Annotated in this window: 18 protein-coding genes and 13 tRNA genes; 19 read left to right on the forward strand and 12 right to left on the reverse strand. The window is 43.8% G+C overall.

Annotated elements, in window-relative coordinates:
• Window positions 1-16: 16 nt before the first annotated feature.
• The 16 genes from pheT (at window position 17) to DK187_RS10465 (ending at window position 6,262) form a co-directional block, all read left to right on the forward strand.
• Window positions 17-2,401, forward strand: coding sequence for a phenylalanine--tRNA ligase subunit beta (gene pheT / locus DK187_RS10390; protein ID WP_111607290.1), 2,385 nt, complete (start codon window positions 17-19; stop codon window positions 2,399-2,401).
• A 4-nt stretch (window positions 2,402-2,405) separates the two neighbouring features.
• On the forward strand, window positions 2,406-2,702 hold the full coding sequence (locus DK187_RS10395; protein ID WP_111607291.1) for an integration host factor subunit alpha: 297 nt from the start codon (window positions 2,406-2,408) through the stop codon (window positions 2,700-2,702).
• A 302-nt stretch (window positions 2,703-3,004) separates the two neighbouring features.
• Window positions 3,005-3,081 (forward strand) — tRNA-Pro (locus DK187_RS10400).
• A gap of 13 nt (window positions 3,082-3,094) precedes the next feature.
• A tRNA-Thr gene (locus tag DK187_RS10405) sits at window positions 3,095-3,170 on the forward strand.
• Window positions 3,171-3,233: 63 nt separating this feature from the next.
• Window positions 3,234-3,309 (forward strand) — tRNA-Thr (locus DK187_RS10410).
• Window positions 3,310-3,349: 40 nt separating this feature from the next.
• Window positions 3,350-3,425 (forward strand) — tRNA-Thr (locus DK187_RS10415).
• A gap of 40 nt (window positions 3,426-3,465) precedes the next feature.
• Window positions 3,466-3,541: transfer RNA gene (locus DK187_RS10420), tRNA-Thr, on the forward strand.
• A gap of 45 nt (window positions 3,542-3,586) precedes the next feature.
• Window positions 3,587-3,662 (forward strand) — tRNA-Thr (locus DK187_RS10425).
• Window positions 3,663-3,707: 45 nt separating this feature from the next.
• Window positions 3,708-3,783, forward strand: a tRNA-Thr gene (locus DK187_RS10430).
• 42 nt (window positions 3,784-3,825) lie between these two features.
• A tRNA-Val gene (locus tag DK187_RS10435) sits at window positions 3,826-3,901 on the forward strand.
• A 51-nt stretch (window positions 3,902-3,952) separates the two neighbouring features.
• Window positions 3,953-4,029: transfer RNA gene (locus tag DK187_RS10440), tRNA-Asp, on the forward strand.
• Window positions 4,030-4,061: 32 nt separating this feature from the next.
• Window positions 4,062-4,137, forward strand: a tRNA-Val gene (locus tag DK187_RS10445).
• A 51-nt stretch (window positions 4,138-4,188) separates the two neighbouring features.
• Window positions 4,189-4,265: transfer RNA gene (locus DK187_RS10450), tRNA-Asp, on the forward strand.
• Between the two features lie 43 nt (window positions 4,266-4,308).
• A tRNA-Val gene (locus DK187_RS10455) sits at window positions 4,309-4,384 on the forward strand.
• A gap of 51 nt (window positions 4,385-4,435) precedes the next feature.
• A tRNA-Asp gene (locus DK187_RS10460) sits at window positions 4,436-4,512 on the forward strand.
• A 436-nt stretch (window positions 4,513-4,948) separates the two neighbouring features.
• Window positions 4,949-6,262 carry an OmpP1/FadL family transporter gene (locus DK187_RS10465; protein ID WP_111607292.1) on the forward strand — a complete coding sequence of 438 codons (1,314 nt, stop codon included), beginning with the start codon at window positions 4,949-4,951 and terminating at the stop codon, window positions 6,260-6,262.
• Window positions 6,263-6,376: 114 nt separating this feature from the next.
• Here the strand turns inward: DK187_RS10465 and DK187_RS10470 are convergent, their stop codons facing one another.
• The 6 genes from DK187_RS10470 to DK187_RS10495 all read right to left on the reverse strand — a co-directional run bounded on the left by DK187_RS10470 (window position 6,377) and on the right by DK187_RS10495 (window position 14,402).
• A complete protein-coding gene (locus DK187_RS10470) occupies window positions 6,377-8,629 on the reverse strand; it encodes a GGDEF domain-containing phosphodiesterase (RefSeq protein ID WP_111607293.1) in 2,253 nt (750 codons plus the stop codon).
• Window positions 8,630-8,741: 112 nt separating this feature from the next.
• Entirely contained in the window at window positions 8,742-9,848 is a 1,107-nt protein-coding gene (locus tag DK187_RS10475; protein ID WP_111607294.1) for a DUF1513 domain-containing protein, read from the reverse strand.
• Window positions 9,849-9,850: 2 nt separating this feature from the next.
• Complete coding sequence (locus DK187_RS10480; protein ID WP_111607295.1) at window positions 9,851-10,909, reverse strand: imelysin family protein; 1,059 nt, start codon at window positions 10,907-10,909, stop codon at window positions 9,851-9,853.
• Window positions 10,909-12,282 (reverse strand): di-heme oxidoreductase family protein, encoded by a 1,374-nt coding sequence (locus DK187_RS10485; RefSeq protein WP_111607296.1) that lies wholly within the window; start codon window positions 12,280-12,282, stop codon window positions 10,909-10,911. The genes DK187_RS10480 and DK187_RS10485 overlap by 1 nt, the downstream gene beginning before the upstream one ends.
• A 123-nt stretch (window positions 12,283-12,405) precedes the next feature.
• Complete coding sequence (locus DK187_RS10490) at window positions 12,406-13,704, reverse strand: imelysin family protein (RefSeq protein WP_111607297.1); 1,299 nt, start codon at window positions 13,702-13,704, stop codon at window positions 12,406-12,408.
• Window positions 13,705-13,820: 116 nt separating this feature from the next.
• The gene (locus DK187_RS10495; RefSeq protein WP_111607298.1) at window positions 13,821-14,402 is read right to left on the reverse strand and encodes a hypothetical protein; all 582 of its coding nucleotides are present in this window, start codon (window positions 14,400-14,402) and stop codon (window positions 13,821-13,823) included.
• Window positions 14,403-14,750: 348 nt separating this feature from the next.
• Here DK187_RS10495 and DK187_RS10500 point away from each other — a divergent pair, with 348 nt between their 5' ends.
• Both DK187_RS10500 and DK187_RS10505 read left to right on the forward strand, forming a co-directional pair.
• A complete protein-coding gene (locus DK187_RS10500) occupies window positions 14,751-15,929 on the forward strand; it encodes a BaiN/RdsA family NAD(P)/FAD-dependent oxidoreductase (protein ID WP_111607299.1) in 1,179 nt (392 codons plus the stop codon).
• An 81-nt stretch (window positions 15,930-16,010) separates the two neighbouring features.
• Entirely contained in the window at window positions 16,011-16,562 is a 552-nt protein-coding gene (locus DK187_RS10505; protein WP_111607300.1) for a histidine phosphatase family protein, read from the forward strand.
• A gap of 64 nt (window positions 16,563-16,626) precedes the next feature.
• On the opposite strand, the gene DK187_RS10510 is transcribed toward DK187_RS10505, so the two are convergent.
• The 6 genes from DK187_RS10510 to ltnD are packed head-to-tail and all read right to left on the reverse strand — an operon-like array spanning window position 16,627 to window position 22,705.
• On the reverse strand, window positions 16,627-18,111 hold the full coding sequence (locus DK187_RS10510; protein WP_111607301.1) for a GntP family permease: 1,485 nt from the start codon (window positions 18,109-18,111) through the stop codon (window positions 16,627-16,629).
• Window positions 18,112-18,145: 34 nt separating this feature from the next.
• Window positions 18,146-19,093 carry a D-erythronate dehydrogenase gene (gene denD, locus DK187_RS10515; RefSeq protein ID WP_111607302.1) on the reverse strand — a complete coding sequence of 316 codons (948 nt, stop codon included), beginning with the start codon at window positions 19,091-19,093 and terminating at the stop codon, window positions 18,146-18,148.
• A 46-nt stretch (window positions 19,094-19,139) separates the two neighbouring features.
• Window positions 19,140-19,916 (reverse strand): 2-oxo-tetronate isomerase, encoded by a 777-nt coding sequence (otnI, locus tag DK187_RS10520; RefSeq protein ID WP_111607303.1) that lies wholly within the window; start codon window positions 19,914-19,916, stop codon window positions 19,140-19,142.
• Complete coding sequence (otnC, locus tag DK187_RS10525) at window positions 19,916-20,548, reverse strand: 3-oxo-tetronate 4-phosphate decarboxylase (RefSeq protein ID WP_111607304.1); 633 nt, start codon at window positions 20,546-20,548, stop codon at window positions 19,916-19,918. The genes otnI and otnC overlap by 1 nt, the downstream gene beginning before the upstream one ends.
• A complete protein-coding gene (otnK, locus tag DK187_RS10530) occupies window positions 20,545-21,801 on the reverse strand; it encodes a 3-oxo-tetronate kinase (protein ID WP_111607305.1) in 1,257 nt (418 codons plus the stop codon). Before otnK ends, otnC begins: the two co-directional genes overlap by 4 nt.
• Window position 21,802: 1 nt before the next feature.
• Window positions 21,803-22,705, reverse strand: coding sequence for an L-threonate dehydrogenase (gene ltnD / locus DK187_RS10535; protein ID WP_111607306.1), 903 nt, complete (start codon window positions 22,703-22,705; stop codon window positions 21,803-21,805).
• Window positions 22,706-22,985: 280 nt separating this feature from the next.
• On the opposite strand from ltnD, the gene DK187_RS10540 reads away from it, so the two are divergent.
• Window positions 22,986-23,744, forward strand: a complete 759-nt coding sequence (locus tag DK187_RS10540; RefSeq protein ID WP_111607307.1) for a DeoR/GlpR family DNA-binding transcription regulator — start codon at window positions 22,986-22,988, stop codon at window positions 23,742-23,744.
• Window positions 23,745-23,899: the final 155 nt, after the last annotated feature.

Raw genomic sequence — 23,899 nt, forward strand, 5'->3', positions numbered from 1 at the left:
GACCTAGGATATTGTTATGAAAATTAGTGAGAATTGGCTAAGAGAGTGGGTCAATCCAGGTATCAGTAGTGATGACTTGGCTGCTCAGATTACCCTAGCTGGCCTTGAAGTGGATGAAGTCTTGCCTGTGGCATCTGCATTTTCAGGTGTTGTCGTAGGCGAAATTATCAGTGCTGAACCTCATCCGGATGCCGATAAATTGCAAGTGTGCAAAGTATCTGATGGCGTAGAAACGTTTCAGGTTGTCTGTGGCGCACCAAATGCACGTCCTGGTATCAAAATACCTTTTGCTAAAATTGGTGCCGTATTGGGTGCGGATTTTAAAATCAAAAAGGCCAAACTGCGCCAAGTGGAATCCTTTGGAATGCTTTGCTCTGCTTCTGAATTGGGCTTGAGTGATGACCATGACGGAATTATGGAACTGCCCGCCAGTGCCCAAACGGGCGAAGATTTCCGAGCGTTTTTAGGGCTTGATGATCAGATTATTGATGTCGACTTAACGCCAAACCGCAGTGACTGTTTGAGTATTGCTGGTTTAGCTCGTGAAGTGGGCGTGTTAAACAAGTTGGATGTGACTCCGGTACAAATTACACCCTCTACGGTTGTTGTGGATGATGTTTTCCCAGTGCGAGTTGAGGCGACAGACGCTTGTCCTCGTTATTTGGGGCGTGTTGTACGTGGCGTTGATGTAAGCACACAAACGCCTCTATGGATGGTAGAGAAGCTTCGCCGTAGTGGCATTCGCTCTATTGATCCAATTGTCGATATTACCAACTACGTCATGCTTGAATTAGGCCAGCCTATGCACGCCTTCGATTTGGCGAATTTGTCGGGTTCGATCGTTGTGCGCATGGCGAAGAAAGATGAGCAAATTGTCTTATTGGATGGTCAGAAAGTAACGCTTCGTGATGATACCTTGGTGATTGCCGATGAGAATACGCCACTGGCTATTGCTGGTATAATGGGAGGTGAAGGTTCTGGTGTAAGTGCACAGACGAAAGACATCTTTCTTGAAAGTGCTTTCTTTGCTCCATTGGCGTTGGCTGGTAAGGCTCGTTCTTATGGTTTGCATACGGATTCTTCTCACCGTTTTGAGCGTGGTGTGGATGCTACACTTCAAGAAAAAGCCATTGAGCGTGCTACCGCGTTGGTGGTTGAGATTGCTGGCGGTCAAGTGGGGCCTATCACTCATGCCGTCGCTGAGTCGGCGTTGCCAGACGCTGCGATTGTGACGTTACGTCGTAAAAAGCTAGATCAGTATTTGGCAATGTCGATTGACAAGGACTTGGTGACAGATATTCTGACTCGTCTTGGCTTAGAGATGGTTGAGGTGACAGACGATGCCTGGACGACCAAAGCGCCATCCCATCGTTTTGATATTGCGATTGAGGCTGATTTAATCGAAGAGGTGGCTCGTATCTACGGTTACGATAACCTTCCTTCTTCTATGCCTCAAGCGGCGGTGAATTTTACGCCTTTGCCAGAATCAAAAACACAAATTCAAGTGTTGCGTTCTATTCTGGTATCTCAGGGTTATCAAGAAGCGGTCACTTACAGTTTTATCGATCCCGTATTGAGTAAACAGTTTTTGCCGAATATTGAGCCAGTGCCATTAGCGAATCCTATTTCGGCTGATATGGGAGTAATGCGTCCTAGTTTGGTCCCAGGCTTAGTGAGAGCGTATCTTTATAATCAAAATCGTCAGCAGTCTCGTGTTCGTCTATTTGAAACGGGTCGTCGCTTCATTGGATCAGTTGAGGCATTGGCAGAATTAGACCAGCAGCAACAGGTCGCGGGTTTAATTGCAGGCTCTCGTCATGCTGAAGCTTGGTACCACGGCAATGAAAAAGTCGATTTTTATGATCTAAAAGCACATGTAGAAGCTTTGTTTGCTTTGAATAATGGCGGCAAACCAACTTATGAGCGTTCTGAGTGCGAGTTTTTACACCCAGGCCGTTCTGCTGATATCTTCTTGGATGGTCAGTTTGTCGGTTTGATGGGGGAGTTGCATCCTCAGCTCTCTAAGACATTAGGTGCAAATCAGCCTATTTATGTTTTTGATATTGCTTTGTCGGCTGTGTTAAATGCGACCTTGCCAGAATACGAGGCGGTTTCTCGTTTCCCTGAAGTTCGTCGTGACTTGGCCTTGTTGGTTGATCGTTCTGTGCCTGTTAGCGCGTTGGAAAAAGTCATTGCTTCGGCTGCCGGTGAGGCGCTAAAAAATGTGTTGGTTTTTGATGTTTATCAGGGGCAAGGCATTGATGAAACGAAAAAAAGTGTCGCTTTGGGCTTGACGTGGCAGCATCCTTCACACACTCTTAGTGATGAAGAAGTGAACAACTCAGTCGAACAAACTGTCGCAGCCTTGTCTGAGCAGTTGGGAGCCGTTGTAAGGGGGTAGATTTATGGGATCGTTGACAAAAGCGGATCTTGCTGAAAACTTGGTGGACACTATTGGTTTAAGCAAAAAAGACGCAAAAGACCTTGTAGAAGGTTTTTTTGATGTCGTGCGTCATTCTTTAATAGAAAGACAGCAAGTTAAGTTGTCAGGTTTTGGTAACTTTGAAGTGCGCGAGAAGAGTCAGCGTCCTGGTCGAAATCCTAAGACGGGCGAAGAAATTCCAATTACAGCGCGTACCGTTGTTACTTTTCGGCCTGGGCAGAAGCTTAAGTCGAAAGTGGAAGACTATATGCAAGAGTAAGGTTGCTATTTAGGTTATTAAAAGCCATCCAGTAGGATGGCTTTTTTAATTCTACAGAATAGGGGAGGGATACTGCTGAGTCTTTCTGGGGCTTTCTATGTGATATTTGCCACCCTTCGATGTTGGCCATAAACTTGAACGAGAAAGATATTTAGATCAATGTTTAAGCAAATATCTGGCTGAATTTTAGTATGATGATTAAATTGAAAAAAACTTAATAAAAGTCTTCCCTTTTCAATTTGTTATAGTAATATACGCACCCGCTGACAGAGACAGAGTTTAACTCTTTCGATGTAAGTTTTCGGGGCGTAGCGCAGCCTGGTAGCGCACTAGCATGGGGTGTTAGTGGTCGCAGGTTCAAATCCTGCCGTCCCGACCAAAATTTGAGAAATGCCGCTATAGCTCAGTTGGTAGAGCATCTGACTTGTAATCAGAGGGTCCCGAGTTCGACTCTTGGTGGCGGCACCAGTTTTGGTCGAAGTTCTTTTCTTAATATGGAAAAGAGTAAAAAAAGATTTTGCTTTTAGTAAAGCCGCTATAGCTCAGTTGGTAGAGCATCTGACTTGTAATCAGAGGGTCCCGAGTTCGACTCTTGGTGGCGGCACCACTTCTTAGGAAGTTTTTAAAAGTAAACTGCGTCATGTAATGCCGCTATAGCTCAGTTGGTAGAGCATCTGACTTGTAATCAGAGGGTCCCGAGTTCGACTCTTGGTGGCGGCACCACTTCTTAGGAAGTTTTTAAAAGTAAACTGCGTCATGTAATGCCGCTATAGCTCAGTTGGTAGAGCATCTGACTTGTAATCAGAGGGTCCCGAGTTCGACTCTTGGTGGCGGCACCATTTACTTAGTGATAATAAGTAAATCACAATTTGATTTAGCGTTAAGCCGCTATAGCTCAGTTGGTAGAGCATCTGACTTGTAATCAGAGGGTCCCGAGTTCGACTCTTGGTGGCGGCACCATTTACTTAGTGATAATAAGTAAATCACAATTTGATTTAGCGTTAAGCCGCTATAGCTCAGTTGGTAGAGCATCTGACTTGTAATCAGAGGGTCCCGAGTTCGACTCTTGGTGGCGGCACCACTTACTTAATAAGTAAGCTTGGTAATGGCGTTAGATACTGTTGGGTGTGTAGCTCAGTTGGGAGAGCGTCGCCCTTACAAGGCGAATGTCGGGGGTTCGAACCCCTCCACACCCACCATCTTGCCGATGCAAAAGGCACGTCTGTTGAGACGTTAAAGACAATTGTGTTGGAGTGGTAGTTCAGTTGGTTAGAATACCTGCCTGTCACGCAGGGGGTCGCGGGTTCGAGTCCCGTCCATTCCGCCATCTTCTTCCCAGAGGATGTAAAACTAACGAGCGGGTGTGTAGCTCAGTTGGGAGAGCGTCGCCCTTACAAGGCGAATGTCGGGGGTTCGAACCCCTCCACACCCACCATCTTGCCGATGCAAAAGGCACGTCTGTTGAGACGTTAAAGACAATTGTGTTGGAGTGGTAGTTCAGTTGGTTAGAATACCTGCCTGTCACGCAGGGGGTCGCGGGTTCGAGTCCCGTCCATTCCGCCATTACTTACTTGATGAGTATGGCAAAGAGTATAGCTTTTCGAACGGGTGTGTAGCTCAGTTGGGAGAGCGTCGCCCTTACAAGGCGAATGTCGGGGGTTCGAACCCCTCCACACCCACCATCTTGCCGATGCAAAAGGCACGTCTGTTGAGACGTTAAAGACAATTGTGTTGGAGTGGTAGTTCAGTTGGTTAGAATACCTGCCTGTCACGCAGGGGGTCGCGGGTTCGAGTCCCGTCCATTCCGCCATTATTTTTTTATCTAAATAATGGATGCTGTTAACGACTAAGTTTTGTGCTTAGCCTTAACGCAGAGTTAAACATTGTGAAGTAGGTGACGCTTTGCAAATCTATCAAAGTACGACAGTACATGTGACTCACTTCTCAGTTCATTCCTTTTATTTTTACTTTCTCCTCTTACTTGCTCTGTCATAAGACATTTTTTGTCTTTATGTTACGTTATTTCCCAATATGTTAAATTCTCTGCTACCTTTTTATTAGCTCGTTATCTAGATGCTATTTTTTCCTAGCTGTTTTTGTTTTTTCGAATGATATTGTGTAAATATGCTATTGCGGAAGAAATACTTACTGGTAATATCAGGGTATGTGCTTCTATACTTGAAGCGTATAAGTGTTTTGTAAGATAACAATATTATTCCCAATAAAAATAACAATGGAGCTTATTTATGACTACCTCCTCAAAATTCTTGTTTAGAGCAAGTCTTGTTGCGGCCTCTGTGGCAGCAGCGTCTTCTGCATACTCCGCAGGTTTTGCTTTAAATGATCATAGTGCGACAGCGTCAGGTAAAGCCTTGGCTGGTGTCGCGGCGTCTAATGCGGATATCTCTGCCAGTTTCTGGAACCCAGCGCTTTTTGTGAATGCTAAAGAAACGACTGTGTTCGTGTCCGGTGCTTACGTTATGCCGAGTATGGACGTGACGAATATTGCAGCCAATAACGCAGCTGCAGCAGGTGGAACGGCTATTGTAGGTTCTACGACAAACAGTGATTCTGTTGATGATACGTTTGTGCCGTCGTTTTACTTTGCAAAGCCTCTGTCTGATAAAACCGTCGCTGGCATATCTTTAAACGCCCCATTTGGTTTATCGGGAGATTATGGCGATGACTGGGCGGGTCGTTTTCATGCCACTGAAACCTCACTTCAGGACATTGCGTTGAGTTTTTCACTAGCGCATCGAATTAACAGCTGGGCATCCGTTGGCGCCAGTGTACAGGCGCATAAAGCGGAAGTAGTGTTAGCGTCCGCTGTTGGGTTTGTTGGTCGAGAGGGTGATGGCCGTATTGAAGCTGATGATACTAGCTATGGATATAGCTTGGGTGTGGCGTTGGAACCAATTAAAGGGACACGGCTAGGGTTGGGTTATCGTAGTGAAGTGGACTTTGATTTTAAAGGGGATGTTAAATATACGAATGTCACTGGTTTAAATGCTGCTCTAACAGGCTTAGGTCAACCAAACTTAATTAATACGACAGTCAGTGATTCGATAACGCTACCTTCCGTACTGACTTTAAGCATGGAGCATGATTTAACCCAGAAATTAATAATTGGTTTTTCCGCCATAAAAACAGGTTGGGGTGCTCTTGATGGTCTAAATATTGATTTTGAGAGCCCTAGCACTCAAGGTAATTCTGTGCTTACTTTTGGTTTTGAAGATCAATGGATGTATTCAACTGGTTTGACTTACGCCTATTCTGATAAATTGACATTGCGAACCGGTGTGGCCATGGATAACTCTCCTGTGACGGATAAATATCGCTCAGCACGTACGCCAGATGGGGATCGTAAGTGGATCTCTGTGGGGGGCACGTATGATTTCAATGATATGACATCAGCAACTTTGGCCTTTACCCATGTGATGATCGACGATGTGTCTGTCAATCGTACGAATCTTACAGAAGATACTGCCCGTGGCAAGCTAAAAGCTGACTATGAATCTTCAGCCAATGTTGTCTCTGTGGCTGTGAACATGGCGTTCTAGCATATTCAGTTCGGTCATTTGATTTGATTCAAAAGCCAGTGTTCTATTATGAATGCTGGCTTTTTTGTGTCTGAATTAAGAAAGGCATAGATATACGGGAAAGGGCTGATGGCGTCAGTATACCATGCGCAATTCTTTTGCTTTGGCATTGTCTTTAGCCGTCCAGTCCGACATTGGTGACGGTTTGGCGAAGTAGTAGCCTTGTAGTGTCTGGCAGCCCAGTGCAGCAAGAAGGTTGGCCTGCTCTTTGGTTTCTATGCCTTCAGCGATGACTGTCATACCAAGAGACTCTGCGAGCTGAATGGTGGATTTTACAATATCCACATGGCGCTGATCCCCAGGTAGCGGAGAAACAAAACGACGGTCTATTTTGAGTATGTTGGCAGGGATATCAACAAGCTGCCCTAACGACGCTTGGCCTGTGCCGAAGTCGTCTATGGCGATTGAGTAACCATATTGAGACAAACTCCTTAGGCGTTTATGGATAAGCGGATGTGTCATAACAGAGCTAGTCTCTGTTATTTCTAACTCTAACATGTCTTTTAGCCACGGGTTATCAGCAATTAGCGTCATTAACAATGCAAAAAAAGCATCGTTCATCAATTCTTGACCCGCTAGGTTAAAAGCAATCGGAGTGTAAATGCGTTCTTTGTGCCATGAGGATAGAGTATTAACAAGTTCGCGAACGAGATTTTCCGCAAGCAGTGGTAATAAACCCAGTTTTTCGGCAATTTTAATAAAGGTGGTCGGAGGAATAAATTGCCCGTCAGTTTGCCAGCGAGCTAGAGCTTCAAACGAGCAAATTTGCCCATTTGGCCTTACTTGAGGCTGCAGCCATATACTGACTTGTTTGTTCTTAATGGCTGTACTAAGTTTTAGGCCAAGTTTGTGTTCTTCTATCAGCTTGTTTTCTAGGGTGCGATTGTAATAGGAGAAACGCTCAGCGCTACTGGAATATTCTAATGCCATTTCACAGTGTTCTAGTAATTCTTCCGCTGTTTTACCATCCGTTTGATAGTAGGCAATGCCTACTTGGTAGTCCATATTCAATTTACTGCCTTCAACGGTTATCTGGCTAGGCAGAACAGAATGAATCAGGGCGGAGAGATTTTTTTGAATAAGGTAAGCCTGACTCAGAGGCACGAAACACGAAAACTTAACGCCACGTAGTCGACCAATAATGGTGTGTTCTGAGAGCTTTTTTTGTAGCATTTTGGCGAAGTTAAGAATGATTTTGTTGGCATTGTCCTTGCCATATTGTTTATTAAGTAGTTTGAACTGACTAATGCGTATAATGAACATGGCGCCAGTTAGATGCCGATTTTGTTCATTAATACGTTGATTGGTTTGACTGCAAAAATGTCTGTAATTAGGTAAGAGAGTGAGTAAATCAAAATGCGCAAGTCGGCTATTTGTTTGTTGTGTGTTTTCAAGCTCTTGCTGGATGGCTTTTAGTTGCGTGGTGTTTTGTAAGTGCAAAACATAGTAGCCATGTTGTGTTAAAGAGGCTCGACGTACTTCAATATGAACGTTGGCTTTTTGCTTGAGAGTGCATTCTGCGACGTTAGATTGCCAGAAAAATCTTCCTGCTGCGCCTGTTGGCGACAGCCAATTAGCGATAGTGGAATTGCTAACAGTATTTTGCTCCGAATCAGATAATAGCTCCCGAGCGAGTTGATTGGCTTTTAGTATTTTTCCGCGCTGGTCACACAGTAAGGTTGGTGTGCCTGTATTCTCAAAGAACTCTTCATAGAGTGCGTAATTGTCATTGAGTTTTTGGTAAAGCAGTTGCATGTGCGAAGCGTTGTTTTCGAGAGTCTGAATAATTCGAGAAACGGCAAGTGGTAAGCCAATATTGAGTGTGACAAAGGTGAGCAGTTGGAAGTAAAAAGACGCGGTAAGATCGGTTTGTATGTTGCTAAGGCTGTCTGTTGTCATCAAATAGAAAGGATATATATTGATCACCATTGCCGCCAGCGAGGCTTTAAAGCTAAAGAGCAGTCGTGTGATCAAGGGTAACGAATAAAGAGAGATGAGGGCGTACTTTTCAGCGTGAAATTCGTCACTCAGGGTCAACAATAAAAAACTGGTGGTGATTAATGTAAGTAAAAATAAGATGGCGGTGAGTTGGGTGTACTTTCTACTAAAGTAAAGTAAGCCAGTGAGTAAGCAGAGGTAGCCTGCGTTTATTGTTAGAAAAGAGGTTTCGTTAATAAAATAAAGAGTGTGAAATTCAGAGACAACAAAGATACAGATGGTGAGGGCGAGTAAAATCCTTAACGCGCTTTGCTGGAAGACTTTTTCATGTCCTTCAGTCGCTGAGTCAGAATTAAGTAAAAAATACCGCTTTAGAAAATCAATAAACATTAATCAACTTCATAATGTCAAAAAAGAAGCCGCAGTTATTTGCGGCTCGAAATGAGACATTACCTAAAAAATATGAATTTCACCACGTTAGTTTTAAATTTTAGATAAAAATTTAAATATTAATGTGCCTAAAATGGTTATCCCATTGAATGTTGGTATGATTCTTGACCATTTTGCTGATATTTTGTACTGGGTTGCTTTTTAGCTGCGCCCCTGTGCCACTGGTCAATAAAAACTCATGGGCATTACTTGTTGCAACAAGACCACAAACATCGCGGCAATTTTCAACGCCTAAAAAGGTTTTTGTATCCACATGCCAATAGGCAACTAGGCCGCCTCTGGGGGTACTGATAGCCAAGATGTCACCAGACTTATCGAAACAAACGCTACCACAGTACTGCTTAAAGCGAATTCTAATGTCTTCCGGCATAGGAAGGTAATCCAGTTCGGGGTGTTCTAGTCGAGATAAAGCCACCAATGGAACTTGATCCCATATATCGCCTTGATACTGAAAACCCAGTGCAACCGTCCCTTTAGGGTTCACATCAAGATGCCGAATACTCAATTGGTGTAATTCGTCACGATGGGAAGCTTGATTTAAAATACGACCATCTTTCAAGGAAAGGTAAGTGACATTGGGTTGCATGGTATCAAGATTTAATATGTCTCTGTCTTCTCTTGGGTGGGTCATGAGCCCACCGTTGGCGATAATCAACACTTGGTCATTTAAAAAAACAGACTCATGGGGACCTATGCCATTGCTGTTGAACGATTGTAAAATGTTTCCACTTGGCCAATCCCGTATAAAGATCCTTCCTTCGCCAGTTGGATAGTAATTTTCCTGCGTAATGAGCTGAGTGCCATCGGCGGAAAAAAGTGCATGCCCGTAGAAATGATGGTCTTTACTTGGTTCAATACGTTTTATTCTCTGGCTGCTTGACACATCAAAGAAATCCATAAAAAAACCTGGCCGTCTACCGACAATGCCAATGATGCTCTGGTTAGGGTGGACAACTGGCGCATGGGCCCGATCCGGTAATGGCGCCGTCCAAAGGATCGTACCTTCATCGTTAAATAAGCCAAAAAAATGCGTGTTTTTGTCGAGTGAGTAGGCTGAAGCGTATAGTGTTTCGCCTGTTTTTTGCTGACTAAGAGCCGCCCAAGATGATGTAGTTATAAGAGCGCCACTCAACAGTAAAAATGATCGTCTCGATAACATGCTTAATCTCCGTCCCTGCTGTTGAAGCCAATTTGAAAGCCAAGTTTCGTGACGAGACTGGATAAATAAGATTGGCTGTTTGAGATGGATTTTACGAGAGGTTGTGCAAGATCAAAGCGTTGCTCTTTTGTGTAGTTACCGTGAAAAAAGTCATCGGGCAACTGTAGCGCTAATTTGGTGTTTTCCGTTAACTGCTGCTCTAATTGCTCGGCCAGATTTGCATCGCTTTGCTTGGCAAGGTCAAACAAAGAAGGCGAACCCGTGTGATAAATTTCCCGGTAGGTTTGCACGTTTTTTTGTATAGCTTTTAAAGAGAGATTACTGCGATAAAATTCAGCAAGTTTGAGATTTTCTCGGCCATTATAGCCAATGGGGGTTTCAAGCTTAGCGTCTTTTACTGCTGACATGTGCTCTAGCCATTGTTGTAAAAATTGCTCTAATGCTACTTTTTCAGGATCAAAGCCCATACCCTCTTCGTCAAAGACCCAATCTTCTGCCTTGCCTTCTTGCCATTGTTTGAATACAGCATCCGCACTCTTTGCGTGATGTGCTGTGATTTTCTCAAGTAGCAGACAATGGCTGGTTGATTGTACTGGCGTAAAATCAGGGTGATAAAGTAGGCTTTCGATGGCTGTTAAGCCTCTTACCGCTATGCTAGCGGATGTCCAAAATTTTGGCGCATCCATGATAGATGGATCACCTTGTGCCAGCGCTCTTAACTGACGTTGGGTAACCCCTTTTTTATCTGGCCAATATTCGAAGGCGTAATAGCGCATGAAATACGTAACAGGACCGAAATTGAGCCACTGTACCTGCTGCCAATCTTGAGCGTTGATTTTAAAGGCGGTCTTTGCTGCTTCTAATGTTTGTGCTGATGGCGAAGCACACAAGGCGCTACTAAGATCTTGTAATGATTTTGAGGACGCTGAGTAGGCTTGATAACCTTGGGTAACAATCTGAGACGTGATGCCAGTAAGAGGGCCTTCCCACGTACCGGCTGATGCCAATAGAGGTGTAATGGTACTCATGGTGAATGCCATGAGTTTTGACAGATGTTTCATTAGAGAGACTCCAGAAAATAAATGAGTTTGTTGCGATGCTCTTTGTGTAGGCTTTTATAAAATTCTTGACTGCCTTTGGCTTCACCGCCATGCCATAAAATGGCTTCTTCAATATTTCTCGCTCGACCATCATGAAGAAAGCCCACTCTGCCAGACACTTTTTCAGACAAGCCGATTCCCCATAAAGGTGCTGTGCGCCATTCTCTTGGACTGGCTGAAAAGCTAGGAAATCCGCTAGCAAGACCCTCTCCCATATCGTGCAGTAGCATGTCAGTAAAAGGGTAAAAGGTACGGTTGTTGAGCACAGCAAAGCTTGAATGGTCACCAGTTTGCATTTTGGGAGTATGACAGCTGGCGCAGCCACCGTCGTCAAAAAGACGTTTCCCATCTAAAAAGTCTGTGCTGGTTAGGTTTCTCATTGCTGGGGGGGAGGAGAGGGAAATAAAAAGATCAACCAGTCTGGCTTGTTGCTTGTCAACTTCTAGGTTGTCTAAATGTGTACTGTTACCGTTTGCGCTGGTCATGCAGTCTGTCTGTAATGCGGTACAATCGCCAGAGGCTGACGGATTTAGTGGCGTTGATAGCCCCAAATCGGTATTAAAAGCGGACTGATTTTGCGCACTGATGTTGGCGACAGACGCCTTATAACCAAAACGGCCAATCACTTTTTCTTGCTTATTGAAAACCCAACTTACTCGGCCACTAATGCCATCGTTATTTTTATCATCAGGATCGGCATTTGCCATAATCATTTCGTCTGGAATGTTATCCAATAATCCCATTCCAACGAGGGCAGGTGATACCAGCATAGTAAACCCCGTGTCGGTTTCAAAATCGCCATAATGAAGCGTATTCCAATGCAGGTTAGGTTGTCTCAGTGTGACTTGGGTGCCATCTTTTAATGTTTCAATGTGCGTGCTGTAGGTAAGAGAATAATCACCTTCCGGCAAAACGCCAAGGGTGCTTTGGCCTTGAAACTGATGGCCGTAACGTTTGTCACCAATGTGAGGGTAGATCGTGTTTTCATCCAATACGGGATAGCTCTTGCCTAGTCTAATTAAAAAAGACGGTACGGATAGGCCGCTAATATTCGCTTCTGGGGCGTGTCCTCGGCCATTGTTGATGTGACAATTGTTGCAAGAACGAGTATTGAATAGAGGGCCTAATCCATCGCTGGCTGTTGTCGAAGAGGGGGCAGGCACCCAAAATTTTTGAAAAACGCCTTCACCGATATGAAATTCAAATTTGTCTTCTACTCGAAGACCTGACAACGGCGTGGAATAATCACTGGCCATTGCTAGGTTCTGAAAGCAAAAAAAGCCAGCGCACGCGCCAGCAACGAAAAACACACAAGCCTTGAAATTTGCTGTCATAAACAGACGAATACCACAACTTAATATACAGAGACCTTTACCTTATGGTAGTAAAGGTCTCATATGACACATTTTATTCATCCATGTTTTAAATGCAGAGCCGTTTTTATTGCAAGCGCATCATTAATTATCAAAGACAGCACTAGGGTTATCCAAGCTGTCTGAACCTTCTAGCGCAATGCCCTCAAGGTTGAGTAGGTGAATAATGTCTTCGGTAGTGCGAGTTTCATCGACCAATGAATCGACAAAATTTTGCACAAGTTGATTGCCTTTGGTGTTGTTCATGGCAATCAAGACATCAAAGGTTTGGCCTTTTCCTGCAGCATCAACCATTGCTTGTGCTGCGGCCTCAGTGTCATTAAGTTTTTGCTTCATTTCGTTGTCGAGCTGTTTGTTTTGCTTAGCAACGAGGTTAGACAAAGACGCGCCTTTCACCCAGCTACCGTCGACACGCTGATATTCGCCTAAGTACGCATTTTTGATGCCTTTTGCATCATAGTAATGTGACCAATGTGTGTTATCAGAAAAGCAATCGTGCTCTTCTTCAGGGTCGTGTAACATCAAACCAAGTTTCGTTCTTTCGCCACCCAACTCACCGTACGCAAGGCTTCCCATGCCGGTAAGAATAGTCGCCAGGCCTTGCTCAGGCGTTTGCTCTAATAAAGCAACACGAGCAGCACCACCTTGTTTCCAATTGTTTGCCATTTCTTCTAAGTCTGAAATAAGCAAATCGGTAGCCGCCACTAAATAATCACGGCGACGATCGCAGTTGCCATTTGTGCAGTTATTTACATCAAAATCCGTTGCAGGGCGTTCGCCAGCGCCTGGATTGGTGCCGTTTAGATCTTGCCCCCATAGTAAAAACTCAATGGCGTGGTAACCACTGGCAACGTTGGCTTCAACGCCATCGGCTTCTTGCAAGCTTTCGGCAATAAGCTCAGGAGTAATATTAGTGGTGTCTACTTTTACGCCACCAATGACTAGGCTAGTGGATGCGATCACATTGGCTGCGTAAAGCGGGTTTAAATCGGATTCTGTACCGTAGCTATCCGCTGCTACATAATCAATCAAGCCTTCGTCTAGAGGCCAAGCATTCACCTTGCCTTCCCATTCATCTACGATCGGATTACCGAAACGGTAAACTTCACTTTGCTGATAAGGCACACGAGCTGCGATCCATGCCGTGCGCGCTGCTTTTAAGTTGGCTTCAGTAGGATTGGCTAACAAGGTGTTGATAGCGGTACGCAGAGTCTGTGCTGTTGTGAGTGAATCAGTGTAAACCGCTTCGGCAATGTCTGCATAATGAATCACGACGGAATGGGCAGTAACGGCCGCAGATTCATTTTTTAGGGCAGCAGGACTGCAAGCTGTGAGCATCGCACCAGTCACACAAATTGCGATAGGGGTTAACAATCGTTTCATCTTAGAGACTCCAATATGTTCATGTGCTAGGCATAGTATTAGAAATGAAAACGATTATCAATGATGATGTTTGCGCATTTTTTACAATTTATTGAATGCCTGTCGTGGCACAGTCTTCAGTGGCACTGGTACTGAAAGGTGTTACCAGCAGAGCTTGCTAAATCATATTCACAAGCCTTATTGCGTAATAAACTTTGTCCTTCCCACGAGACACTCATACTAACAGGGGATTTATTTTTATAGCTAGGAATAAAGCGATAGGCTGCGATCACTTCGATGTTACTGTTTGGACCTAGCTGTACAGATTGGCCGATAAGTCTCTGACGTGTTTCTGTGTTATAGAGCGTGTAATCAGTGGTGTATTCTTGGTCGCCGTTTTCATGAGAAAAGTTCAACCAGATTTTGCGATAAGTTTGTGGGTCTTGCGTTGGATTACTAAAGCGTAACTTTGTGTAGATAATCTGTGCTCTAGACAAACTCGTTTGCGCATTTTGGTTGACTTTTACAAATGACATATCGTCTTCTTGCCAAGGCATATTAGTGCCAAACGATGCATCCACAATTTGAATGCTTTCCTTTGCTAAGACAGATTCTGTGAATTTCAGAAGGTCTTTCACTGGTGCATACAAGGCCAGTGCCACAACACCGAGTAGAGCGATTTTATGAATAGTATGAGTAGGGCTTGGTAGCTTGATCATATACACATCCTTTAAACTATCTTTACTGTTTATTTATACAGTACTGTATATCCGAACAGTATTGTATTACAAGTTGTTTTTTCAAAAATAGTTTGCATTTCTCAAAAAAATTATCGTGATTGTGCTGTTTGTCGCTTTTTTAAATTATTAAAAATAATGTTTGATTTTATTTAGTTGATTGAATTTAAAGGGAATATTCATGATTCCCACAGCCTTCTTAACGGTTTCTGTGGACAAGATTTTGACCTTCCTTTCTGTGTTCTGATCGGAAAGTCTATTTGCCTGATTAGATGGCAATAAATGACGTAGACACTATAATGCAGCCACTAATAAGAGATGAGGTAGGTTGTGGATAAAGTGGATGTGATCGTCATTGGTGCCGGAGCGTCAGGCTTAATGTGTGCGGCAACGGCAGGTTATCGTGGTAAAAAAGTGATGGTATTGGATCACGCAAACAAAGCAGGGAAAAAAATTCTCATGTCTGGCGGTGGTCGCTGTAACTTTACCAACATGGATGCATCACCCAAGCATTTTTTATCTGATAATCCATATTTTTGCATTTCTGCACTACGTCGTTTTTCACCACAAGATTTTGTTGATCTCGTTGATCGTCATGGTTTGGATTACGTTGAAAAAACGCCTGGACAATTATTCTGCGAGCATTCTGCAAAAGACTTGCTTGATATATTACTGACAGAGCTTGAATGGTCCGGCGCAGAGTTAAAGTTAAACACCAAAATTCACCATATTGATTTTCAAGACGGACAGACTGTCCTTAAAACTAATCAAGGGGATGTTGCTTGCGAATCTCTCGTTATAGCAACGGGTGGTTTGTCAATTCCAACCATGGGTGCGACAGGTTTTGGCTACGACATCGCCAAGCAAGTCGGCCATGACATATTACCGACTCGTGCCAGTCTGGTTCCTATTACCATTCAGCCTGATCGGAAAGCACAGCTTGCTGAACTCTCTGGTATTGCTTGTGAGATAGCAGCAACAGCAGGGGGCGTCACTTTCCAAGAACCAATGTTGTTTACTCATCGCGGTGTCAGCGGCCCTTCCATTTTGCAAATTACCAATTTTTGGCAACCAGGCGAAATGCTTGCCATTAATATTGCACCGACCCTATCGCTAGACGACTTACTCGACGTTCGACAAAGCACTCCGAAAAAAAGCTATGAAGGTGTTTTATCTCATCTTCTACCAAAACGCTTAGTAGAACTGATTAAAATAGAATTCCCTTGGCTCAGCGAACGCAGCGCACAAACATCCAATGAACAGATCGACAGTTTGTTTCGCTACCTGTCTCATTTTGATATAAAACCCAATGGCACAGAAGGGTACCGAACTGCCGAAGTGACGCTTGGCGGTGTGAACACCAATGAAGTGTCTTCGAAAACCTTCGAATCACAAAAACAAAAAGGGCTTTATTTTATTGGTGAAGTGCTCGATGTGACGGGTTGGCTCGGCGGCTACAACTTCCAATGGGCGTGGGCCAGTGGTTATTGTGCTGGGCAGTATGTTTGATCGAGTTAATTACATAAGCGTTTACTGAACCTATATTGGTGCTACTGCGTACAATCAATAACGATTACGAGGATGGTGCTGATGAAAGGGTTTTTGTGGTTAATGTTATGTGTTTGGTCTGGCGTCAGTTGGGCGGATGCTGCGGCTTGGCAGGCGTGGCGAGATGGCAAGGCGGTGCTGATTATGCGTCATGCTTTGGCTCCAGGTGTTGGTGATCCTGTGGGCTTTGTGCTTGAAGACTGCAACACACAACGCAATCTAAATGACGTAGGGCGGTCTCAGTCGTTGGCCTGGGGCAAACACATACGTGAGCAGTATTCTGGCTCCATTGAGGTGTACAGCAGTCAATGGTGTCGTTGTTTGGAAACAGCGAGATTACTGTCTGAAGATGATGTGACGCCTTTACCAATACTAAATTCTTTTTTTGCCGGTCAGGGAGATCGCGTAGGACAAACACAAGCCCTGCTGCAAAGGTTCTCTCAGCAAACCGTTGGCCAGCCAACCCTATTGGTAACACATCAAGTTAATTTTACAGCGCTCACACAGGTGTATCCAAGCTCAGCGGAAGCCGCTATTTTGTCTCTGCCTTTGACTCTGCCAGCAAAGATACTGGCGCGCATTCAGTTAGAGTAAAAAGAGCGATTTATAAAAAAGGGGCCGACATTACTGTTGGCCCCTTATTATTTATTGAGGTTTATTAGGCTATTTTTGCGTCTGGTTTACTTTGGCTTTTTACGAACAAGACACAGGCTGCTAATACAACTAAAGGTAGTACAGGATCGTAGATGCTGCCTAGGCTGCCGAATATTAGGTTCAAAATCATGATGAGTGATCCACCAATCGCCCACGCAATTGTTGTCGGAATGGTCCAGATGACTAATTGTTTTTTCACTTCAGTCACGCCCATCAGACGGTTAACAATATGGAAAAGGCTGTCGTTAAAGTAACCAGCGAACAAACTTCCCATGGTGGCGGCAGACGCGGCAAACAGCATGTTAACACCGTGCATTTCAGCGAGCACGGGCGCAGAGATAGAAGCGGCCGTGATCATTGACACCGTACCACTTCCTTGAATAATCCTAACCAAGGTCGCAATAATGAATGGAATCATGATAGGCGATATAGAAAGAGCAACAATTTGGTTAGCAATTTCGGCACCCGCACCAGACTCACGCAATACACTGCCTAATGCCCCGCCAGCCCCTGTTACTAAAAGAATGATGCCGCAAGTAGATATGCCATCTTCTAATTTTTTGGTGGTTGTCTCCTTGTCTAAATAAGGCGTCAGTGTGTAGACAGCGAGTAATGTACTGATGGAAAGGGCAATAATTGGATTGCCAAGGAAATTAAACAGGCTACCAACAGTGCTTGCGGATAGGCCTTCCATTGCAAATTGTTTTTCCGCCAAGCTCATCAAAGATTTAATCAAAATTAACACAATCGGTACGATAATCGGCATGATTGATTTGATAAGCGAAGGTAGCTCTTTTGACTCTTTTGATGCCATGTAATCATCATGAATTTTTTTAAGATCAGCATCGGCGGCTAATGTTGGTGAAACGGCAAATTCTGGAAAGTGTTTTTCTAACCAGCGTGCGTACAAAACAATGCCATATACGCAAGGAATTGCCACCAACAGGCCGAAGCCAAGCATAGAAGCTAGATCGACATTAAAAATACTGGCCACACCCAGTGGTCCTGGTGTTGGTGGAATGCAGTGATGGGCGACTACTAATCCGCCAGCTAAGGCGACGGTTAAGGTTAAGATTGAGCGATCGGATTTTTTCGCTAAGGATTTAGCGATGGGGTATAAAATAATCAATGCACTGTCCACAAAAACCGGAATACTGACAATGTATCCTGTAATCGCCAATGCCGTTTCTTCTTTTTTCTTTCCTAACCATTTTATGAAGTGGTAAGCAATAGACTCGCCAGCGCCAGAGGTTTCTAGAATCGCCCCCATCATAACACCTAAGCCGATGACAATACCGATACCACCTAATGTTCCACCAAAGCCTTTGCTTATGGCCGACATGGTTTCGTCAACACTCAATCCACCGATTAAACCGGCAATACATGCTGCGATTAGCATGGCAATCAACACATGAACTCGCGTTCTTAATACTAAAAATATTAAAACGAATACAGCTATTATTAAGCCGATTACAGATATAGGTAGCATGGTTTTTTCCTTTATTTTTATTAGTGATTGTTTTTTATTTTGCTGACTTTACATATTCACTGAATATCGAATTGAAACTGTGGTCTTTTATAAAACCTATTGATAACTCTTTTTCGTTGTTGATGGATTTTGGCCAACTTGAAACGATTTTCTCTATCTTTTCGTCTTTTTCATAAGAAATAAAATCAAGATATGATTCGCCACGTTCGTTGGAAAGACAGTCAATCATTTCTTTTGGAGAGGTTTGTAATCCCGGTAGGTTAATGGTTCTAAACCCAACTAAATGATCTGTATTGATCTGGCTGGCATGAACAATATTTTTAATAACAGTGTTTGGACTGGATACCCACAGCGGTAAGTTTAGATCGACTGGACAGTTAGTTTTCTCATGCTTTAGTGGTTCACGAATGAGGCCACTGACGAAAGAAGAGGCTGCTTTGTTTGGCGCACCAGGACGAACGCAGATAGTTGGTAAACGCACCGACACAGCGTCAACAAAGCCTTTTCGAGCATAGTCATTCACTAATAATTCACAAATGGCTTTTTGCGTACCATAGGATGAACTAGGTTGCATCGCTGTCATGTAATCGATTTTTTCTGGTAACTTTCCACCGAACACAGCAAGGGAACTTGAGAAAACAAAACGAATATTTGTATTGGCTTCGCGACAGCGATCTAATAAAAGCTGAGTCGCTTTTAGATTAACCAGCATGCCAAGCTCAAAGTCTTCTTCCGCATGGCTTGATACAATTGCCGCGAGATGAAAAACATGAGTCGTCTCTTTGTCGATAATTTTTTTAACTTCTTCTGCGACCGTAATATCAGCAACAATAGATTGTATTTTGTTGCTTGTTATTAAATTTTGACTCAGTTCAACTCTATCAACAATTTTAATGCTATGTATTGATGGGAAGTTTTCCAATAGGTATGTTAACAATTCAGTACCTAAGAAGCCCGCTCCGCCAGTAATAACGATATTCATACTTTTTTCCTTATAATTTTTATTTGTATTTTTATATTTGTATCTTTTATAAATAAGGTTTGACCCAGGCTAAGCCGCTTTCTGTGGAATTTTTCGGATTGTATTCACAACCAATCCAGCCCTGATATCCAGACTCATCCAATACATTAAATAAATGCGGATAGTGTATTTCACCTTCAGATGGCTCATGCCTTTTAGGGACGGAAGCAATTTGAATATGACCCGTGACATCGGCAAGGTCTTGGATTAGACGGGTAAGATCCCCATCCATAATTTGCGCGTGATAGATGTCGAGCTGTAGTTTGACGTTTGGTCGATCTACTTGTCTGATTCGCTCAGCAGCTTCTCTTTGATGAGCAATAAAATAGTTAGGTACATCACGGTTGTTGAGTGGCTCGATCATCAGTTCAATATCGTGCTTAGCAAATTCGTCTGCGGCAAAGCGAATGTTATTGATGAATGTGTTGATATGCTCTTTACGGCTGAAGTTAGGATCAACAATGCCAGACATAGCATGGACTTTTTTGCAGTTAAGCGCTTTTGCGTAGGTTAACGCCGTTTCTACACTACGCTGGAATTCTTTCTCGCGACCAGGAATCGCCGCAAAGCCTCGCTCGCCAGCCTCCCAATTACCGGGAGGCATGTTAAATAAAGCTTGTTCAAATCCAAATTGCGTTAATTTAGATGCTAAAACCTCGGCATCAAAAGCATAAGGGAACAGATATTCAACGGCTTTAAAGCCTGCTTTATGTGCACGCTCAAAGCGTTCCAAAAAGGGAACATCAGTGAATAGCATGGTTAGATTTGCTGCAAATTTAGCCATTATTTGCCTCTTCCTTTTAAATCGGTTACTTCTTCATCGGTTAGATAGCGAGTGGGTTTGTTTGCTAATAAAAAGAATAATTTCGCGGTTTCTTCTAGCTCTTCTGCATTATCAACAGCGTCTAAAAAATCACTGCCAGTGATAATTGGCCCATGATTCGCCAGTAAAAAGGCACGATACTTGCCCGCTAACTTGGCAAGGTCTTCGGCAATATTTGACGAGCCTGGACGATAGTAAGGAACGACGGGTAACTCTCCGACTCGCATCACGTAGTAAGGCGTAAAGGCTTTGATCGCATTCTTTGGGTCTAGATTTTCCAAGCAAGAAAGCGCGGTCAGGTAGGTGGAATGCAAATGCACGATGGCGTTGCAGTTAGGGTCTTTATCATAAATGGCTAAATGAAAAGCCACTTCTTTTGAGGGGCGTTTACCAGATAGATGGTTCCCCTCTTTGTCAACGACAGATAATTCTTCCGCTACCAAGCGACCAAAAGAGGATCCTGTCGGTGTTGCGAGAAAATGTCCGTTCGGCAGTCTGAGTGATAAATTGCCCGCGCCACCAGTGGCGTAGCCACGGTTGAACATGGAGCGAGCTAAATCGACCATTTGTTGTCTCAATTCAGCTTCATTCATGAAAAGTACCCCTGAGCTGTGGTGAAAAAGTTTTCATCGCCAAAATTTCCCGATTTCAGCGCAAGCGATAAATCTTGATTAATGGCTTTTACCCAAGGTACGCCAGGGGAAATTTGAGGGCCGATGTGAAAGCTATCAACTTTTAGGCTTTGAGTGACAACGCCTGACGTCTCACCACCCGCCACGATAAAATTGCGCACACCGTAGGTATGCAGCTTGATGGCGAGTAAGCTAAAAAATGTTTCAACGGCTTGGCTCGATGCCTCGGCACCATGTTGTTGCTGGATGGTTTTTAGCTTTTCCGCATCGGCTGTCGCATAAACAATAGGAGCCAATGACTCGCTAAGGTGGTTAACAACCCAATCAAACACCTCGTTGACGTAGTTTTCACTGCTCATACACTGTTCAATATCCATGGCAAGAAAAGGCGCCTTGGCTTTATAACGTTCAACTTGCTTGTTGGTCATGATTGAGCATGAGCCTGAAAGTATGACAGTGGGCGCTTTAGCTGGGTGACCTGCTTGTTTTGCTTGGGTCTGGTCTTGTAAGTGTTCACCCCAATTTTTTGCAATCCCTGCTGCTAACCCTGAACCGCCTGTTACCAATTTGAGTGAGCTAACCGCTTTGCCAATCTCATTAAGGTGTTCCGCTTTAAAAGCATCGACGACAGCGTAACGCTTGCCCTGTGCTTTTAGCTCTGCGAATCGGCCTATAACAGCGTCTGCTCCTTGCTCAATACTTTGATAATTTATCAGTCCTGTTTGGCCTCTAGATTGCGCGTCCATCAGATCCATAAGATTTGAATTTGTCATTGGAGTGACTGGGTGGTTACGCATACCAGATTCACTGAGTAATTGACCCAACACAAAAAGATGGCCATTAAAAACCGTGCGTCCGTTCACTGGAAGGGCAGGGCAGACAATCGTAAAGTCTTCGCCTAATGTATCCAGAAGGGCATCTGTTACTGGGCCGATGTTGCCTTTAGCCGTGCTATCAAAGGTTGAGCAGTACTTAAAATAAAATTGCTGGCAGCCTTGTGCTTGAAGCCATTTCAGTGCCGCAACAGACTGTTCAACCGCCTGTTCGGTCGGGCATGAGCGCGACTTTAGACTGACCACGACGGCGTCAGCATTGATCTGCATATTTGCCGAAGGGATGCCGTTTACTTGGATCGTACGCATGCCATTTTCTACAAGAAAACCTGCAATGTCGGTGGCACCGGTAAAGTCGTCGGCAATAACACCTAATAACATATTACTTCTCCACGCCTGGTAGATTGATGCCATCAAAGATTTTGATAACCGCGCTATCATCTTCTTGGCCGAAACCTGCGTTACTAGCAGAAAGGAACATATTTAGCGCAGTGCTTGATAGAGGAAGAGGGAATTTCAGTTCTTTGGCCGTGTCTGCAACTAGGTTTAAATCTTTCACAAAAATATCCACCATGGATTTTGGTGAATAGTCGCCATCGACAACATGTTTCATGCGGTTTTCAAACATCCAGGAGTTACCTGCCGCATTCGTAACAACATCGTACATAAGATCAAGCGGAATGTTTGCGCGTGCGGCAAGTGCCATCGCTTCAGCCCCCGCCGCAATATGAACACCAGCGAGCAGTTGATGGATGATTTTAACGGTTGCGCCAAGGCCAATCTCTTCGCCTATGTTGTAGACTTTAGCCGCTGTCGCATCGAGAACCGGTTGAAGTTTTTCAAAGGCTTCTAACGATCCGGATGCCATGACCGTCATGTCACCTGTTGCCGCTTTCGCTGCACCGCCAGACACAGGTGCATCTAGCATCAATAGTTGGTGTTGAGACAGTTTGTGGTGAATGGCTTTAGCGTCTTCGGCAGAAATGGTTGCGGATACCATGATCGCTGTTTGAGGTTTTAACATTGCTGCTAAGCCACTATCAAATAGCACGGAGTTTACTTGTTTTGCGTTTACAACAAGCACTAACACGGCGTCTAGTTGTTCGGCAAAATCTAAGGCGCTACTAGAAACGCCTTTCGCGCCAGCAAGGTTTAGTTCTTCTAGAGCTTTAGGGTTTAAGTCAAAACCGTAGACATCTAAGCCTGCACGAATACAAGACTTAGCCGCTCCCATGCCCATAGAGCCTAGTCCGATCACGCCGACGGATTTCGCTTTATTTGTCATACAATACCTACTGAATTATTGTTAGTTTATGTTCGGATTTGTGATTTTTTTCACCATTGAGGTCGATTAAAACGCTTTTTTTCACATATTTCAACAATTGTTAACACTTTTTGTCGGTGTTTTTCACTTGTTCCTACGTCTTAGTGTCTCGTCTGGGTTGAAACATGGCATTAGACAGGTGAATTGCTCGGTTTTTACTATCTATTCACATAAATTCACATGGCGGTTTTTTTTTGTTAAGCTGCAGAGGACGTAATTTTGTGAATTGAACGGCGGAAAGATGATTCCAGTAGAACGGCAAAGAAAGATCCTGACATTATTAAAGAATCAAGAAGTAGTGAGTATTTCAGAGCTGGTGGATTTATTTAATGTGTCTCATATGACTATTCGCCGAGACATTGAAAAACTCGAGGCTATTGGTAAAGTTAGTTCAGTTTCCGGCGGTGTGCAGCTAGCAAGAAACATTCATATTGAGCTCTCGCATGATATTAAAATCACACAGTTTGCCACTGAGAAAGAGCAAATTGGTAAGTTGGCGTCGAGTATTATTGCTCCAAATATGACGATATACCTTGATGCAGGCACCACAACGTTAGAAATTGCTCACCAAATAACGCAAAGAAATGATCTGCTCATTATCACTAACGACTTTGCGATCTCAGCTTTTTTAATGGCGAACTCGAGTAATGATATTTACCATACTGGTGGCAAAGTAGATCGACAAAACCAGTCTACTGTGGGATCAAAAGTCGCTGATTTTTTACTCAGCATGAACATTGATATTGCTTTTATCTCAACCTCGTCTTGGAATTTGAAAGGACTATCTACGCCGAATGAAGAGAAGGTCATTGTTAAACAAGCCATTGCCAAATCCTCAAAAGCCGTTTGTCTGGTGTCTGATACGTCTAAATATGGGAAGATAGCGGCCTTTCATGCCTTAGACATGGAGCGAATTGATACCATTATCACCGACTCAGGGCTGCCCGAAAGTGCCTTTAACGAATTGAAAGATAAGGGCATTGATATTTTAACCACGTGATTTATCGTGAGCGAATTGGCGTATTAGAAAAATGCAGCGTTTGTTAATGCTGATCAAAGTGCTGCCTGTCTCCCAAAGCTATTTTATTTAAACAACAAAAACCCCAAGGCCCATGAAGGTATTTTCATGAGCCTTGGGGTTTTGAGCATTGAGGG

It is taken from the genome of Marinomonas arctica (genome assembly GCF_003259225.1).
Classification (GTDB): Bacteria; Pseudomonadota; Gammaproteobacteria; order Pseudomonadales; family Marinomonadaceae; genus Marinomonas; species Marinomonas arctica.

Coding starts and splice junctions, on each gene's coding strand:
- otnI (WP_111607303.1), bottom strand. CDS start 19,916: ATGGCTAAATTTGCAGCAAATCTAACCATGCTATTCACTGATGTTCCC.
- DK187_RS10510 (WP_111607301.1), bottom strand. CDS start 18,111: ATGCTACCTATATCTGTAATCGGCTTAATAATAGCTGTATTCGTTTTA.
- ltnD (WP_111607306.1), bottom strand. CDS start 22,705: ATGACAAATAAAGCGAAATCCGTCGGCGTGATCGGACTAGGCTCTATG.
- DK187_RS10485 (WP_111607296.1), bottom strand. CDS start 12,282: ATGACAGCAAATTTCAAGGCTTGTGTGTTTTTCGTTGCTGGCGCGTGC.
- DK187_RS10490 (WP_111607297.1), bottom strand. CDS start 13,704: ATGAAACGATTGTTAACCCCTATCGCAATTTGTGTGACTGGTGCGATG.
- DK187_RS10470 (WP_111607293.1), bottom strand. CDS start 8,629: ATGTTTATTGATTTTCTAAAGCGGTATTTTTTACTTAATTCTGACTCA.
- DK187_RS10480 (WP_111607295.1), bottom strand. CDS start 10,909: ATGAAACATCTGTCAAAACTCATGGCATTCACCATGAGTACCATTACA.
- otnK (WP_111607305.1), bottom strand. CDS start 21,801: ATGTTATTAGGTGTTATTGCCGACGACTTTACCGGTGCCACCGACATT.
- DK187_RS10465 (WP_111607292.1), top strand. CDS start 4,949: ATGACTACCTCCTCAAAATTCTTGTTTAGAGCAAGTCTTGTTGCGGCC.
- DK187_RS10395 (WP_111607291.1), top strand. CDS start 2,406: ATGGGATCGTTGACAAAAGCGGATCTTGCTGAAAACTTGGTGGACACT.
- DK187_RS10540 (WP_111607307.1), top strand. CDS start 22,986: ATGATTCCAGTAGAACGGCAAAGAAAGATCCTGACATTATTAAAGAAT.
- otnC (WP_111607304.1), bottom strand. CDS start 20,548: ATGAATGAAGCTGAATTGAGACAACAAATGGTCGATTTAGCTCGCTCC.
- DK187_RS10505 (WP_111607300.1), top strand. CDS start 16,011: ATGAAAGGGTTTTTGTGGTTAATGTTATGTGTTTGGTCTGGCGTCAGT.
- DK187_RS10475 (WP_111607294.1), bottom strand. CDS start 9,848: ATGTTATCGAGACGATCATTTTTACTGTTGAGTGGCGCTCTTATAACT.
- pheT (WP_111607290.1), top strand. CDS start 17: ATGAAAATTAGTGAGAATTGGCTAAGAGAGTGGGTCAATCCAGGTATC.
- DK187_RS10495 (WP_111607298.1), bottom strand. CDS start 14,402: ATGATCAAGCTACCAAGCCCTACTCATACTATTCATAAAATCGCTCTA.
- denD (WP_111607302.1), bottom strand. CDS start 19,093: ATGAATATCGTTATTACTGGCGGAGCGGGCTTCTTAGGTACTGAATTG.